Here is a 15,268-nt window from a genome sequence, read left to right on the forward strand (position 1 = left end):
CCGATGTGGGTGACAGCCAGGGGCTGGGGGAGTATCTTGAGCCGTATGGAGCCAAATCCCTATCTTCGATTGGTCCATGGGCTCGAGCAGAACGTGGCGCTGGACCGCGCCGTGGACCTGGTGGAACCCTTCGCATCGCAACTGGTGGCCTACGCGCCGATCCGCCGCATGTTTCACGGCGACGCCACAGGCCTGCCGTTGCATCCGGTTCTGACCGATGTTCCGTTCGGCGCCTGGTTCATGGCCGATTTTCTCGACTTCTTCCCGGATGAGGGATCGCGGCGGGCGGCTACCCGGTTGGTTGGGTTGGGTGTTGTATCTGCTGCGCCGACGGCCCTTACCGGGTGGGCCGAGTGGGCCCTTTCCGACCCCGGAACTCGCCGGGTGGGGGTGGTTCATGCGTCCGCCAACGCCGTCGCTGTCCTGATCTTCGCCGGTTCCTGGCTGGCCCGACGGCGAAACCGACACAGCATGGGCATCGGTCTCGCTCGGCTAGGCAGCGTGTTTCTCGTGGTGGGCGGCTTTCTGGGCGGTCACATGAGTACCCGAACCCGTGCCGTCATCACTGACCGAGCTGGGGTGAACAGTTCCCGGGCAGGGAGCCCCGATCAATAACGGTGACTGACTCGGCAGCGCGGGCCCGACCCAGATTCCAGCCCAACCAATCGTCAGTGGTCTCAGGTGCGGGCTGGAACGCCAGAACGCAGCGGGCAATCTCCCGCGGTAAACCCTCGATGACGGCGGGCGTCGCATCGGCGCCCAGAGTGGCCAGATAGGCGACATCCAACTTGCCGCTTTCCACGTAACGGGCGATGTTCTGCTCGGCCACCCAGGCTTCCGGGTTGGCGACGCCGATAATCAGCAAGAGCGCAGCCCCAGAGGCCAGTGCAGCCCGAGGCAGCCACCAGCCGGATAGCTTTACCCCGGCCACCATCACCAGCACCACCAGCAGACCTAGCCACACCTCAAAAGCGTCCACCAGCACGCGCAGCACCGTGAATCCGTAGGCCTGCTGATAGACGGACATCCGGTTCAGGGCCGACGCGACCACCACGAGCGTCAGAACAGACAGCGAGCCGAGCGTGAGACGCAGCAGCAGCCGGTCCTGAGCTGTCGCTCGAGGGGCTTTCCGGACCGTCAGGCCAATGGTCGCCAGGGTCAACGCCGTCGCAATGGTCAACTGGGCGAAGCCCTGATGCACGTAGTCCGCGTAGCTCAGCCCGGTGGTGTTCCGCACAAACTCATGGCCACCCCACATAGCCGACGCCTGGGCAGTCACGAAGGCAAGAAATACTGCGACGACGACGCCCACCGGGACCAGCCATTCCCAGGCCCGACGCACTGGCTGCCCAGCAGTCAGCGACACCTTCTCCACGAGAGGCGGGTTGATCGCCAGATAACAGGCGGCGAGGACCACGCCGCCGACCACGAACCAGACGAAGACGCGCAGGACGAGGCTGTCTGCCAGCCGCACATCGGGGAGCACCGTTGACACCCACGAACCGAACACTGCGTCGCCAGAGGCGAAAAGGCCACCAAACACGATCAGCGCGACCAGGGAAATGGCTGCGGTGCGCAACATGGGCCACAGCATCCGGTGGCTGGAAGTCGCGGCCACCGTCCTCCCCAGCAGAGGAAGCCCCCGAATGCCGCTCAGCACCCAGGCCACCCCACCGGCGCAGATGGGCAGCAGGCGCTTCGCATCAGTCACTGATGTAGTGACCAGGAGCCCGGCAGCCAGCACCGCCAGAACTGCCAGCCATTCGGCGTCGCGCAGGATGACCAGGGACCCCAGCCCGAGGCATAAGGTGGCGGCGATACCGGTCCACGGCCGACGGCGGTGCAGGGAAAGCGCCAGAACGAGGACCCCCGAGACCAGCAACACCAGTAGGGTGCCCAGCCCAAGATTGCGCTCCGGGAGGACGACGGCGGCGAGCGCCCCGATGGCCAGCGAGGCGTAGACAGGCAAGGGTGCGGTGGGCAGTCCCTGCTCCGGCCACCACCGGTCAACGCTCGATTGTGACGGCCGGGCGGCTGGTTGGTCGGCTGTCCCCTCGGGATGGGCGGCGGGGTACGGGTAGCCTGCAGCTGTCACGGCGATCTCCTTCGGGTTGGTACTGGCAGGGGGCGATCCGTCGGATGGGGCGGATGCCGGCGGGGGATGGGGCGTGCGGGGGAGTAGGACGAGCATCCGTGCGCCGGTTGACCCTGGGTCGGGTGGCAGAGCCGCAATTGACCCACCATGCAGTTGGGCAATCCAACTGGCGATGGCAAGGCCCAACCCGGTACCGCCGCTGCTGTCGTCCCCCATGCCGAACCGGGTGAAAACCCGCTGCGCCTGTTCGATGGGTATTCCGGGCCCTTCGTCAGTGACCTCGAGCGACCAGAGGTCCCCCTCCGTGGTGGCGACGCCCAGATGAACCGTCCCATCGGATGGGCTGTGCCGCACCGCATTGTCGAGAAGGTTCGTCACCACCTGGGCCAGTCGGGCCGCGTCGGCCGTCACCACCAGATCGGGTGGTTCGACCGACGTCGTCAGCTGAATTGGCCGTCCGCCGAGTGTCGCTTCCCGGCAGGCCTGATCAAGCAGGTCAGCGACCCGTACCGGCGCCAGTTGAAGTTCGGCTGCGCCGCCGTCAACGCGGCTAACGTCGAGAAGATCGGTGACCAGGGCGCTGAGACGTTCGGATTGGGTGAGGGCCGACTGAAGGATGGCGTCGTTGGGTTTGACGACGCCGTCGACCAGGTTCTCGAGAAGAGCCCGTTGCGCGGCAAGAGGTGTCCGTAGTTCGTGGGACACCGTAGCGATTAGTTGCCTACGCTGCTGCTCGGCGGACGCCAGATCCGCGGCCATCGTGGTGAAGGCCCGGGCCAGGGCGCCGACCTCGTCGGCCGAGGTGGCCACCACCCGCGTCGAGTAGTCACCGGTCGCCATTCGTCCCGCAGCGTCGGTCATTTCCCTCAACGGCGAGGTCATTCCGCGGGCCAGCCATTGTGTCACGCCGAGGGCCGCTGCGAGGGTCGCGGGGAGGGTCAGCCAGCCCGGCACGCCAGCCCGGATGCCGACCTGCAGGACCACCACCGCGGCGATAATGCTCAGGGCCACGAGAAGACCGATTTTGATCTTGATGGAGGCTACGCCGTCCAGTGGGCGGCGGGGACGCAGCGGGTCGGGTGTCATGGTCACTGTTCCAGGGCGTAACCGACGCCGTGCACTGTCCGCACGCGGGCTGCGCCGACCTTGGCCCGGAGAGACTTCACGTGACTGTCGAGTGTGCGGGTGCCGCGGGCATCGGCCCACCCCCAGACCTCGGTCATCAGGGTTTCCCGGGTCCGGACGGTCCCCGGCTGCTCGGCGAGCATGGCGAGCAGGTCAAACTCCAGCGGGGTGAGGTGAACCTCAACCTGGGCGATTTGGACGCGCCGGGTATCCCGGTGGAGCACCAGTTCGCCGACGGCGAGTTCGGGGACCCGGACCGTCGAGAGCTGAGCGGCCCGGTCGACGCGCCGGAGCAGTGCCCGGACGCGGGCCACTACCTCCCGCATCCGGAACGGTTTGGCCACGTAGTCGTCGGCCCCCACTCCCAGGCCGACCAGCATGTCCGTCTCCTGCACTTTGGCGGTCAGCATCAGCACCGGAATGGGTTTCAGGGCCTGGATGCGACGGCAGACTTCGAGCCCGTCGAACCCGGGCAGCATGACGTCGAGAATGACCAGGTCCGGCTTGTGAGTGGTGTAGGCGTTGATGGCGCCGGGCCCGTCAAACGCACTGACCGCGGCGAAGCCTTCGGCGATCAGCCGGTCGGCGAGCGCCTGATTGATGGTCGGGTCGTCCTCGACGACCAGTACTGTGTGGGTGGTTCCGCGGCCCTGTGTCATGCCTCCGAGCCTACAAGCGGGAATCTGGTCGGGGTGCGGCCGACATGTGGAGAACCTGTGAAGGTCCTGGAAGCCGGGCTGGAGGGCAATTTCCTGACCCCTTACGAGTTGTTCTACACTGTGTAGAAATCAGCTTTTCTACGGATCGTAGAACAACTGGATCGGTGGGCTCACGCCCTAGTTGGTTTAAGGAAGTTGCATGGAAGCCCTGGAGCTTGCCCGTTGGCAATTCGGCATCACTACCGTCTATCACTTTCTGATGGTGCCACTCACCATCGGCCTGGGCTTGCTGGTCGCCACCATGCAAACCATGTGGGTGCGGACCGGGAAAGCGCAGTACCTGCGGATGACCAAGTTCTGGGGAAAGCTGTTTCTGATCAACTTCATCATGGGAGTCGCCACCGGTTTGGTGCAGGAATTCCAGTTCGGTATGGCCTGGAGCGAGTACTCCCGTTTTGTCGGGGACGTGTTTGGTGCGCCGCTGGCGATGGAAGCACTCCTCGCGTTCTTCGTTGAATCGGTCTTCCTCGGGCTATGGATCTTTGGGTGGGACCGGCTCCCCAAGAAGATTCACCTGGCCACCATCTGGGGCGCGAGTATCGCCTCGATCATGTCGGCGTATTTCATCCTCGCCGCCAACTCCTGGATGCAGCACCCAGTCGGAGTGGAAATGGTCGAGGGCCGCCCGGTCCTGGTGGACATCTGGGCTGTCCTGACCAACAACACCCTGTTGGTTGCCTTCCCCCACACCATCCTCGGAGCCTTCTCCGTGGCTGGCGGGTTCCTGCTGGGGATCAGCTGGTATCACCTGTGGAAGCGACGCCGTGACGGAATCGACACCGTCGGCCCAGACGGGAAAGTTCTGGTCGGCAGCGTCGAAAGCACGGGACGGGATGCCGCCGACCACCAGGTCTGGCTCCGTTCCCTCCGGATTGGCGCCGTCGTCGCCGTCGTGTCGTTCGCTGGTGTTGCCGTCACCGGGGACCTGCAAGCCAAACTGATGTTTGAGCAGCAACCAATGAAGATGGCCGCGGCGGAAGCGGCCTGCCACGACGGGACCGGTTTCTCGGTGCTGTCGGTAGGAAACCTCGGCTCACAGGACTGCGATGACATTGTGGCAGTGATCGAGGTTCCGGGCATGCTCTCCTTCATGGCCAACGGCGATCTCACCACGGAGGTCCAGGGGGTCAATTCCCTCGTGCCGCAGTACCAGGACCAGTACGGAACGAACCTGCCGGACGATCCGATGTACGGGGAACGCGCCGGAATGGAAATCGACTACGTCCCGGTGATGGAGGTGACGTACTGGGGCTTCAGAATGATGATCACGTTCGGGGCCGTCGCCGCGCTCGCAGCAGCAGGGGCACTCGTCATAACCCGTCGGGGGACAGTCCCGGAATCAAGACGACTGATGCAGCTCGCCGTTTTCGGGATCCTCGCGCCCTTCGGGGCCAACGCGGCTGGCTGGATCTTCACGGAGATGGGCCGGCAGCCGTTCGTCGTTGCCCCTAACCCCGACCCCAACGGCATTGACAACGTGTTCATGTTTACCGCCGCGGCCGTGTCGCCCGGGGTCTCGGCCGCCGAACTCGCGACGTCGCTCATCGCCTTCACCGTCGTTTACAGCGTATTGCTGGTGGTTGAGGTGAAGTTGCTGGTCCGGTATGTGCGTGGCGGGGTTCCCTCGGCCATGCCTGACCTCATTCCCCAGCACGGCCCCGACGACGACGACTCCACCGGCGGGGACATTCCCCCCTCGAAGAAGGGCGACGGCGATGTGCTGGCCTTCGCCTACTAGACCCGTGTGCCCCGCCGCGAACGCGGCCCTGATCGAACGCCTGGAGATTTGAGATGGAATTCCTTCCCACCCTGTGGTTCGTCATCATCGCGTACCTCTGGACCGGATACCTGCTGCTGGAAGGATTCGATCTCGGCGTCGGCATGCTGATGAAACTGTTCGCCCGCACCGACCGCGACCGCCGGGTTCTCCTTAACACCGTTGGACCGGTCTGGGACGGCAACGAGGTGTGGTTGATTACGGCTGGCGCGGCGACGTTCGCTGCCTTTCCACTCTGGTATGCGTCGCTCTTCTCCACCCTGTATCTGCCGCTGCTGCTGGTCCTGATGGGGCTGATTTTCCGCGCTGTCGGCTTCGAATACCGGGGGAAAGGCGACACGGAGGCGTGGCGCAACCGGTGGGACTGGGCCATTGCGCTCGGGTCGCTGGTGTCAGCATTCGGGATAGGCGCGGCCCTGGCGCTGACGACGACAGGACTTCCCATCAATGCCAATGGCGACCGGGAAGGGGGAGCCTTCGCCTGGTTCAATGGCTATGCGGTCCTCGGCGGATCGGCCGTCGTCTTGTTCAGCCTGGTCCATGCCCTGGGGTTCCTGGTGCTGAAGACCGACGGCGACATCCGCGACCGGGCCCGGCGGCAGTTCCTCAGGTGGCTGCCACTGGGGCTGCTGCCGATGGCTGGCTGGGCGATCGTGGTGCACGCCGCCGGCGGGAAAACCGTCACCTTGCTCACGCTGGTGATCGCAGTGGTTGGCGCTGTCTATGCCTGGTCCATGGCGCGCCGGCGCCGGGACGGATGGAGTTTCGTCGGGATGGCTGTCTTCCTCGCCGCTGGCACCACCACGATCTTTACGGCCGCGTTCCCCGTGGTCCTCCCGTCGACCCTGGACGCCGCGTTTGACCTCACGGTGTCCAACGCTTCATCCTCGGGCTACACGCTCGGCGTGATGAGCGTCGTCGCCCTCGTGGGGTTGCCCGCCGTGCTCGTCTACCAGGGCTGGACCTACTGGGTGTTCCGCAAACGGGTCAGCCGGAGCCAGATCCCCACCGCCCACGCCGTGAGAGCACAGTGAAACCAGCGCTAACCCTGGGTGTAGCCGGTAAACGCGCCCTCTACCTCCTTGGCCTGCTCGCTGCGCTGAAGGCCGCTGGCCTGGTCCTCATCGCCCAGGCCGTGGCTTCCGGTATCGCTTCCCTTGCCGTTTCGTCTACCGCGGTATCCGCTACCGCCGTTTCCCCCACTGCAGACTGGTCGTCCGTCCTCGTCCTGGGTATCTCCGGGGCGCTCCTCCGGGCGTTGGCCACCTGGTGGCAGGAAGCCGTTGCGCAGCGTGCCGCGACCGGTGCCAAGGAGGAGCTGCGAACCGCGATCACCACCCGCGTGATGAACGACGGCGGGACGTCGGCCGATGCCGGGACCGGCGCGCTGAGCATCCTGGTCACCCGGGGGCTCGACGGTCTGGACAACTACTACACCAAGTACCTGCCCGCGCTCGTCACCTGTGCTGTGGTTCCACTGCTGGTCGGTGCACGTATCCTCGCCGCCGACTGGCTCAGCGCCGTCGTGATCGTGGTGACAGTGCCGTTGATCCCCGTCTTCATGATCCTGATTGGCCTGCACACCCAGGACAAGGTCCAGGAGGCGTCGGCGTCGCTGAACCGGCTCTCCGACCACCTCCTCGAACTGTCCCGCGGACTGCCGGTTCTCGTCGGCCTGGGCCGGGCGGGCAGCCAGACCAGGGCACTCCGGGACGTCGCCGGGCAATACCGGACCAAAACCATTGAAACGCTGAAGGTTGCGTTTCTGTCCTCCCTTGCCCTCGAACTGATCGCCACCATCTCAGTGGCACTGGTCGCGGTGGTCATCGGGGTCCGGCTCATCGGCGGCGATCTCAGTCTCGAAATTGGCCTGCTGGCGCTGATCCTTGCCCCCGAGTGCTACCAACCGCTCCGCGACCTCGGCGCAGCACACCACGCGAGCGAGGAAGGCCTCGACGCGCTTGAGCGGTCCCGCCGGATCACCGACGCCCCACGGAGCCGCGTCCTGCTACCCGGCGCCGTCGCCGTCGCGGACAGCCCAGCGATCACCGTCAGCGGCCTCACGATTGGGTACGGCGGGCGGGACGGAACCGTGGTTGACGGCCTGACCTTCACGCTGCCCCGTGGAACGATTAGCGTGCTCACCGGCCCCAGCGGCGCTGGAAAGACCTCGGTGCTTCAGGTTCTGGCAGGGCTCCGCGGAGACGGGGCGGGGACCCGCGTTGCCGGCACCATCACGGGGGTACACCGGCACCAGATTGCCTGGATCCCGCAGCATCCGGTCCTGGTGGCAGAAACGGTCGCTGACGAAATCGGTCTCTACTCCGGTCTGGACAGCGCCGCTGAGCGGAGGGAAGCAGCGGCGCGGGCACTGAACCAGGTGGATGCCACGGGATTACTTGACGCTCGCACCGGCGACCTGAGCCCAGGCGAGCTGCGTCGGGTCGCGGTGGCACGAGCACTGGCACGAATCGCTCACTCCGACATCGCCCTGCTCCTGGCCGATGAGCCAACAGCCCACCTGGACGCGCAGGGCGCCCGATCCGTGGAGGCGGCACTGGCACGTCTGCGGGGGCGCACGACGATCCTGCTCGTAGCGCATAACCCCGAGACGGCGTCCCTGGCCGACCAGACGATTGGCGTGTCCGGTGGTTCCGCTGCCGGGCACGACGGCGGTGTCAGGTTAGCCGCGAGCGCTGGGAACACTGGGAGCGCTGGGAACACTGGGAACGCTGACTCCGCGCTGCAGCCTGACGGAGTGAGCGTGCCTTCCGGTGTGGGCAAGGATGTGCCGGTGTCGGCGGGACGGGTTTCCCTGACGCGCAGCGTAGCGATGGTGCAACCGTGGCGACGCCGGTTTGTGTCCGCGTTGCTCTTCGGTGCGGGCGCAACCCTGTTCGCCGTCGCGCTGACGGCGGTCTCCGGCTGGATGATCGTGAGAGCTTCTGAACAGATCCCCATCCTGTATTTGCTGACGGCGATTGTCGGAGTGCGCTTCTTCGGGATCGGCCGATCCGTATTGCGGTACTGCGAGCGCCTTCGCCTCCACGATGCGGTCTTCGAGAGCACCGACAGGTTGCGGTTGCGGTTGTGGAACGGGTTGCTGGAGCGCCCGGCAGCGTGGCGGAAACTGGCCCGCGGGGGCAAAGTCCTTGAACAGTTGGTCGGTGACGTCGATGAGCTACGCGACCTCACGCCGCGAGCCGTGTTTGCCCCGCTGGTCGGCGTCCTCACGGGAGTTGCCGCGTCCGTCACCACCGCTGTGGTGCTTCCTGCCGGCCTGCCGTCGCAACTGGTGCTGGTGACGATGTGTCTGGTGGTGTCCCCGTTGCTCGTCCTCGCCGCGGACCGCTCAGCGCGTCGGGCGGCGGTTGGTCTCAAAGCCGAAATTCTCGACACCACGGCCCGGATGCTGGCAGCCGCGCCGGATCTCAGCGCCAACTCGGCGGCCGGGGTGCTGCGGTCGGATCTTCGTGCTCTGGAGGCCGAGCTGTCCGCAAAGTTGGACCGTAGCGCCTGGGCGCAGGGATTAGCCAACGCCCTCACCGTCTTGACCTGTTCGCTGGGTTCCCTGGCCATGTTGAGCTCAGCTGACGGTGTGAACCCGGCCGCCGCCGCCGTCGTCATCCTGATGCAGCTCGCCCTGATTGAACCCTTCATCGCCGTCAACACTGCCATTCACCACCTCGGAGCGTGGCGGGCGGTGGGGGACCGGGTAGTCCCGGATCTCGGGTCCACAACCATCCGCGCCGAACGGCCGCCGGGGGACAGCGTCTCTTCGCTCGAGCTGCGGGGTGCTTCCTACACCTACCCGGATCAGACGGCTCCCGCGTTCTCGGACGTGTCCCTGGATCTCCGCCGGGGGGAGTGGCTTGCGGTGACCGGCCCTTCCGGGAGCGGGAAATCGACCCTGCTCGGTGCGCTGCTCGGATTCCTGCCGATGCGGGAGGGAAGCTATCTGATCAACGGGGAACCCGTCGGTCTGGCGCGGGCCGGAACGGCGGGCGCCACCGGCGCGCCGCGCATCGCGTGGTGCCCCCAGGAAGCCCACCTGTTCCAATCCAGTATCCGGGCCAACCTCGCCCTGGCCCGCACCCCGGCCGACCCACCATCCGAGGCTGAACTTGCTGCCGCCTTGGCCCGGGCCGGGTTGGGCGATTTTGTGCATAACCTGCCCGCAGGACTGGATACCCAGGTTGGGCCGGGCGGCACCTGGCTTTCCGGCGGGCAGCAACAACGCCTCGCCGTTGGCCGGGCCCTGCTGACGAGGGCCGACGTCGTGCTCCTCGACGAACCGACCGCCCACCTCGACCCGGTGGCGGCCCGGGACCTGCTGGCCGATCTGCGTGCTGGACTGGCCGACAGGTTCGTGGTGATGGTCACCCACAATCAGGAAGAGGCCGCGCTGTGCGAGCGGGCTCTCGAGCTCTCGGGTAGGGCCAGACAGGACGCAATCGTCTAGCACCCGGTCCCGGGAAGTACTGTGACCAGGCAGCGCCAGTATCGGGACAATACCGCGCGCGTCACCGGCGGGGCATATCGTGCCGGCGAATTCAGAACCGGCCGCAGAGTCATTTGCTTGAAGGGGACCAAGGCCCACCCGTGGTCAGTGGTCGGCAGTACTTTCATCCAGTCGGCTTTTACTCAGTTGGCCTTACTCAGTCGGCTTTCACAATGGCGAGTTCATCCCACTCGGTGGTGTACCGGGGGGAGGAATACCGGCGGCTCATGGTCCAATCGGCCGGGGCGCACATACCGGCCCGACCCAGTCCGATACTTCCCGTACCGTACTTCTGGGTCACCTCACCGAGGAGCGCTCCGATGTTGCGCCGCTCGTGCACCGAAACGAAGACGTCCAGTTGCGGTTGAAACCCGGCGGGGGACAGATCGGTGAGCATCACCCCGGCCCGAGCGTAGGGGACCCCCTCCCCAAGGTGTCCCTCAAGGGCCCCGACAGCCGCCCGCGTCAGGACCACCGGATCAGCGGTCGGGGCGGGCAGTCTCACGGTCACGGACGGGAAGGAGGAAGCAGTCCGGTGGAAATGTGATGTGCCAGCAAAGACGGTCATGCTCTTGGCGAGTTGCTTCGCCCGGGACAGGCGCACCGCCGCGGCCTGCGCGTAGAGACTCATCACCTGATGCATTCCAGCGAGCGTAGTGACCGGCGTCGAAAATGAGCGGGAAAAGATCATCTGCTTTTTGTCCGCGCGCTCCGTTTCCAGTTCGATGCACGGCACACCGCGCAGCTCCAGGATGGTGCGCTGCATGAGGACCGAGAATTTCCGTCGCATCAGCAACGGGTCAGCGGCGCGAAGGTCAGCGATGGTAAACACGCCGATGGCATTGAGCCGTTTTCCGAGCGGGCCAGCAATACCCCAGACCCCGGTGACCGGGACCCGCGACATGATGTGGTCGATGTGGGCCCCGGGCATGGTGTCGAGATTGCAGACCCCACCCATCGCAGGGTTTTGTTTGGCCACCCGGTTGGCGAACTTGGCAAGAGTCTTGGTCGGGGCGATTCCGACGCAGACCGGCAACCCCGTGTGCAGCGCCATGGCGGCCCGGATGGCCCAGCCTTGATCCTGTAAGGACTGCGGCGAACCCGCGAGACCAAGAAAGGACTCATCGATCGAGTACACCTCCTGCCAGGCGGCGAAGCGTCCCATCAGCTCCATGGCCCGTGAACTCAGGTCTCCGTAGAGCTCATAGTTGCTGGAGCGCTGAATGAGCCCCCAGCCGGGGGCCTGGGCGGAGATTTTGAACCACGGCTCGCCGAGTGGAATGCCGAGGGCTTTCGCCTCATTGGACCGGGCCACCACGCAGCCGTCGTTGTTTGACAAGACCACCACCGGGACGCCCGCCAGGCTGGGATCGAAGACACGTTCGCAGCTGACGTAGAAGCTGTTGACGTCGACGAGGGCTATCCGGGACGGTTTGGTACGGTCGGCTGCTGCCGCGGACGGGTAATGGCCCGGGCCATCGGGCACCCGGGAATGGTAATCGGTCATCGCAGCGGCTTACACGTAGTGCAGGCAGCGGGTGACTACCCCCCACACCGACAAGTCGGACAGTTCAGCGACAGTGATGTCCGGATAGTCGCGATTTTCCGCTTTGAGGAGGACCCCGGTGGCGCCGAGGTGTAGCCGTTTGATCGTCAACTCGCCGTCCAGGATCGCCACCACCACCGATCCGTGGTGGGGCGCCAACGACCGGTCCACGATCAGCTCATCCCCGTCGTTGATACCGGCGCCGGACATGCTGTCGCCGGAGACCCTCACGATGAAAGTACAGGTGGTGTCTTTGATCAGGTGTTTGTTGAGGTCAATCCCGCCGTCGTAATAGTCCTGTGCGGGCGAGGGGAAACCTGCGGGAACGGAGACCGGCGCGACGTCGGTGAAGTGGCCTGGCGGGGTTCCGTGTAACTGAGCAATATGGGCTACAACGGTCACGGCATCCCTCGATTAGTACATATATTCGAACGAAATAAGCGTAGCATCCGACCCGGACCTTTCAGCGGGGCGGCGTCAAAAGCGTGGTCGGCTCAGTGCTAGATTTCACGGGACACGGCAACACCTCGGGCGGCCTATTGCCCGCCGGGTGACCGACTGAAACGGAGTGGGGCACGAGGGGTGGACTGGATCCGGTTCCCTGTGGTGGCACTTGTTCGGGGGAGGCCACGTTCAGCGGCTATCTGCGGGGAAAAAAGCCGACCGTGCTTATCTCGTGGGCCATGGAAGACAGCTCCGGCAGCTCGGCGGAAGCATCCCACCGTGAGCGGTTCCAAGGCTGGGTGGGGTGGGTCATGGTGTGCGCTTTCCGGTCAGCTGAGCTTCCTGATGCTCTTCCGGAATTTTCTTTCAGCATCGGCCTGGATCGAATTCTCGGCCTCATGAAGCACTCCGTAGGCGAAAGTGTTCTCTCCGGCCCGTCGCGCCGCACGGGATGCTTTGAGGAGATACTCCTGAAAGAGGACGCTGTCGCGGTGGGTTCCCAGAATGTCCTGGATCTTCTCCGACGACTTCATCGACTTTCCCACCTGCCCGCCGAAAGCGAATCCTGAGGCCCCCTCAACCGACCTGATCGCGTAGCGCAGGCGCTTGGACCTCTTGCGCACCTCATGCAGCAACTCCAGCTGTGAGTCCAGATCTGATGCGCGGCTGGCACGTTGAGCGGATTTCACCACGATCTCCTGCTGGCGGTTGACCGCTGGCGGAAGGTTCGTGGCAGCCTTCCCGCCGTTGTTCTTCTCGCCCTTCAGCGGGACCCGGGCGGTGAACTCGTCAAGGGCATCAAGGGTAGCGAAGTATTCAGCGGAATTGAGGTCCCGGAGGACTGCCGAGTAGGCCTTCTGGTACCGGGCGGCCGATGACCTGTCCAACCGCCTCATCACGTGCCGGGGGATTGACCCCGGTGGCCGGTTGGCAATGCGGGTCACGATCAGCGCCTGCATCACTTCCGCGTCACGGGCGGCGCTGAGATTCCGGCCGAGTGACTTCAGCTGACCTTCGAGCTCGCCCGCCGGGCCGCCCTCCAGCAGCGGCCGATAGGTCTTCAGCATGCTACGCAGAGTGCGAGCCTTCACCCGCAACTGGTGCAGCGAACCTGCCTGGTGGCGGCGCACCCGCGGATCCCACGCCACCAGTTCGGCGGCCACCTGGCGGAACGAAGCGGTCAGCACATTCCGGACAGAGCCGGGCTTACCATCGACCGGAGCGAGCTGGGGTTGGCCACCCATGGCCCGGGCCAGTTTCGACGTGCTGCCGGCTGGGGCGGCGCCAGCGTTCAACAAGGAGTGCTCGACGGCGTCCACCAGGGCCTGCCTGGCATCATCGGGAGCGGGTTCTCCGCCCTGCACTTCTGCTTCCCATTCCCGCCAGGACCGTTCGACGCCGGTGGTCAGGTCCTCTGCGTCGACCACATCGTCGCTGATTTCGATCAGCGGGGTGCCAGCCGCATCCACCAGAGTGGTGATGGTGCGGGTGGTCGTGATTCGTGCAACTGGTTCGAGGGCACTATTCCTGACATGGACCCGAACCAGATCGAGTACCTCCGACGGCGGTGTATCGCCCGTGCCGGACAGCGGCACCTGGACCTCGAGCCGGTCCGCGTCCGCCGGGAACTTGGTATGCCAGCCCTCGTCTTTGCCCCCGCGCCGCCGTCGCAGGGTTATTCCGTGGCGCAGCAGCGACCGGTCCGGCAGATCGAAGTACAGAGCTTCCAGAACCACGGTACCGCCGTCGTCCGCCCTGGCCACGCCGGTGATGCCGGTGAGGTCGGGGACCACCTCATGGGTGCCGACGTCGTACTTGCGTTCGATCTCAAGAGATTCGGTGCGTGTCATGGTCTTATTATTGCGTCTGGTGTCCAGCGCCCGGGTGTCCCGAGGGGACGGGCTGGACAGCTGCGCCGACCGCGGCAGCCGACAAATCGTCAAAAAGTTGCTGGGTTTCCCTCACATCCTGTGAGGTCCCGCCCGACCGGAGAATCACGTCGATCTCCGCATCGACCTGCTCCAACCGATGGAGGAGATCGTTGTCGGCGCCACTATCACGCAGCCGTTTGATGGTTAGTTCGTTTGAATAGCTCATGTCTGGCCTCCAGCCGGTCGACGGTGTTCATCCCCGGGCAAGGTTTGCCCTGGGCGACGGGTTTACTGCCGGTGCTGGGAAACCTCTAACGGTGCGAGTCGAGAGTGAGGCGCGCAGTTCGTACCGCGTAGCTGATTCGTGGGGCGCCTCGCAGGACGAAACAGGAAGGATCTTGCCTGTCTGAGAGCGGTGCTGTCTGTTCACGGGATACCTTAACGTGCTGGCTCGCCGTGCGGTCAGACGGTGATGAATGCCCAAAACGACGGTAACCGAGGCCGTCTAGGGCTGAGAATACCCCACGTAGCTGGCAACACCACTCACTCGAACCGGGACGGGTCGCCCATGCCGTGACGCACCACTTCGGCGGAGCCGCTGGAAAAGTCGATCACGGTGGTCGGTTCGGCGCCGCAGTCGCCCGAATCGATGACCGCATCCACCTGGTGGTCGAGCTCTTCCTTGATTTCCCAGCCTTGGGTCAGCGGCGTTTCCTGATCGGGCAGCAGAAGGGTGCTGGACAGCAACGGTTCGCCAAGCTCGGCGAGCAGGGCCTGCACCATCCGGTGATCCGGAATCCTGACACCCACGGTCTTCTTCTTGGGGTGCAGCAACCGGCGCGGCACCTCCTTGGTGGCCGGCAGGATGAACGTGTAGCTGCCTGGCGTCACGGCCTTGATGCTGCGGAAAACATCGTTATTGATGTGGACGAACTGGCCAAGCTGCGCGAAATCCTTGCAGACCAGCGTGAAGTGGTGCTTGTTGTCGAGCTTCCGGATGGAGCGGATGCGGTCCAGCGCGTCCTTGTTGCCCAGCTGCGCGCCGAGCGCGTAGCAAGAGTCCGTCGGGTAGGCGATGAGCCCGCCGGACCTGACGACGTCGACGATCTGCCCGATTGCGCGCGGCTGTGGATCGTCGGGGTGCACATCGAAGAATTTGGCCATGCGAAGAGCATACGTCGCTGGTGGCA

The 15,268-nt window shown here is 65.1% G+C and carries 11 protein-coding genes; 4 read left to right on the plus strand and 7 right to left on the minus strand.

The window, feature by feature from the left end:
* The first annotated feature begins 45 nt into the window (after nt 1-45).
* On the plus strand, nt 46-615 hold the full coding sequence (locus tag ACX80Z_RS10965) for a DUF2231 domain-containing protein (protein WP_459315903.1): 570 nt from the start codon (nt 46-48) through the stop codon (nt 613-615).
* Here ACX80Z_RS10965 and ACX80Z_RS10970 read toward each other — a convergent pair.
* Both ACX80Z_RS10970 and ACX80Z_RS10975 read right to left on the minus strand, forming a co-directional pair.
* On the minus strand, nt 563-3,181 hold the full coding sequence (locus tag ACX80Z_RS10970) for a DUF4153 domain-containing protein (RefSeq protein ID WP_459315904.1): 2,619 nt from the start codon (nt 3,179-3,181) through the stop codon (nt 563-565). The genes ACX80Z_RS10965 and ACX80Z_RS10970 overlap by 53 nt on opposite strands.
* Nucleotides 3,182-3,183: 2 nt before the next feature.
* Nucleotides 3,184-3,879 (minus strand): response regulator transcription factor, encoded by a 696-nt coding sequence (locus tag ACX80Z_RS10975; protein ID WP_024475574.1) that lies wholly within the window; start codon nt 3,877-3,879, stop codon nt 3,184-3,186.
* Nucleotides 3,880-4,078: 199 nt separating this feature from the next.
* Here ACX80Z_RS10975 and ACX80Z_RS10980 point away from each other — a divergent pair, with 199 nt between their 5' ends.
* From ACX80Z_RS10980 to cydD, 3 genes are read left to right on the plus strand one after another with little or no spacing between them, the layout of a single operon-like run.
* Nucleotides 4,079-5,677, plus strand: a complete 1,599-nt coding sequence (locus ACX80Z_RS10980) for a cytochrome ubiquinol oxidase subunit I (protein WP_459315905.1) — start codon at nt 4,079-4,081, stop codon at nt 5,675-5,677.
* 53 nt (nt 5,678-5,730) lie between these two features.
* Nucleotides 5,731-6,750, plus strand: coding sequence for a cytochrome d ubiquinol oxidase subunit II (gene cydB, locus ACX80Z_RS10985; protein ID WP_019481425.1), 1,020 nt, complete (start codon nt 5,731-5,733; stop codon nt 6,748-6,750).
* Complete coding sequence (gene cydD / locus ACX80Z_RS10990) at nt 6,747-10,178, plus strand: thiol reductant ABC exporter subunit CydD (protein WP_459315906.1); 3,432 nt, start codon at nt 6,747-6,749, stop codon at nt 10,176-10,178. Before cydB ends, cydD begins: the two co-directional genes overlap by 4 nt.
* Nucleotides 10,179-10,374: 196 nt before the next feature.
* On the opposite strand, the gene ACX80Z_RS10995 is transcribed toward cydD, so the two are convergent.
* The 5 genes from ACX80Z_RS10995 to ACX80Z_RS11015 form a co-directional block, all read right to left on the minus strand.
* A complete protein-coding gene (locus ACX80Z_RS10995) occupies nt 10,375-11,724 on the minus strand; it encodes a Y-family DNA polymerase (RefSeq protein ID WP_459315907.1) in 1,350 nt (449 codons plus the stop codon).
* Nucleotides 11,725-11,733: 9 nt separating this feature from the next.
* Nucleotides 11,734-12,165 (minus strand): LexA family protein, encoded by a 432-nt coding sequence (locus ACX80Z_RS11000; RefSeq protein ID WP_459315908.1) that lies wholly within the window; start codon nt 12,163-12,165, stop codon nt 11,734-11,736.
* Nucleotides 12,166-12,536: 371 nt separating this feature from the next.
* The gene (locus ACX80Z_RS11005; RefSeq protein ID WP_459315909.1) at nt 12,537-14,057 is read right to left on the minus strand and encodes a CYTH and CHAD domain-containing protein; all 1,521 of its coding nucleotides are present in this window, start codon (nt 14,055-14,057) and stop codon (nt 12,537-12,539) included.
* Nucleotides 14,058-14,064: 7 nt separating this feature from the next.
* The gene (locus ACX80Z_RS11010; protein ID WP_459315910.1) at nt 14,065-14,304 is read right to left on the minus strand and encodes a hypothetical protein; all 240 of its coding nucleotides are present in this window, start codon (nt 14,302-14,304) and stop codon (nt 14,065-14,067) included.
* Nucleotides 14,305-14,621: 317 nt separating this feature from the next.
* Entirely contained in the window at nt 14,622-15,242 is a 621-nt protein-coding gene (locus ACX80Z_RS11015) for an L-threonylcarbamoyladenylate synthase (protein ID WP_019481432.1), read from the minus strand.
* Nucleotides 15,243-15,268: the final 26 nt, after the last annotated feature.

It is taken from the genome of Arthrobacter sp. TMT4-20 (assembly GCF_054510775.1).

What these genes read in the sequence shown, in the direction of transcription:
- ACX80Z_RS11005 (WP_459315909.1), bottom strand. Translation starts at nt 14,057, where the DNA reads ATGACACGCACCGAATCTCTTGAGATCGAACGCAAGTACGACGTCGGC.
- ACX80Z_RS10965 (WP_459315903.1), top strand. Translation starts at nt 46, where the DNA reads ATGGAGCCAAATCCCTATCTTCGATTGGTCCATGGGCTCGAGCAGAAC.
- cydB (WP_019481425.1), top strand. Translation starts at nt 5,731, where the DNA reads ATGGAATTCCTTCCCACCCTGTGGTTCGTCATCATCGCGTACCTCTGG.
- ACX80Z_RS10975 (WP_024475574.1), bottom strand. Translation starts at nt 3,879, where the DNA reads ATGACACAGGGCCGCGGAACCACCCACACAGTACTGGTCGTCGAGGAC.
- ACX80Z_RS10970 (WP_459315904.1), bottom strand. Translation starts at nt 3,181, where the DNA reads ATGACACCCGACCCGCTGCGTCCCCGCCGCCCACTGGACGGCGTAGCC.
- ACX80Z_RS11015 (WP_019481432.1), bottom strand. Translation starts at nt 15,242, where the DNA reads ATGGCCAAATTCTTCGATGTGCACCCCGACGATCCACAGCCGCGCGCA.
- ACX80Z_RS10980 (WP_459315905.1), top strand. Translation starts at nt 4,079, where the DNA reads ATGGAAGCCCTGGAGCTTGCCCGTTGGCAATTCGGCATCACTACCGTC.
- ACX80Z_RS10995 (WP_459315907.1), bottom strand. Translation starts at nt 11,724, where the DNA reads ATGACCGATTACCATTCCCGGGTGCCCGATGGCCCGGGCCATTACCCG.
- ACX80Z_RS11010 (WP_459315910.1), bottom strand. Translation starts at nt 14,304, where the DNA reads ATGAGCTATTCAAACGAACTAACCATCAAACGGCTGCGTGATAGTGGC.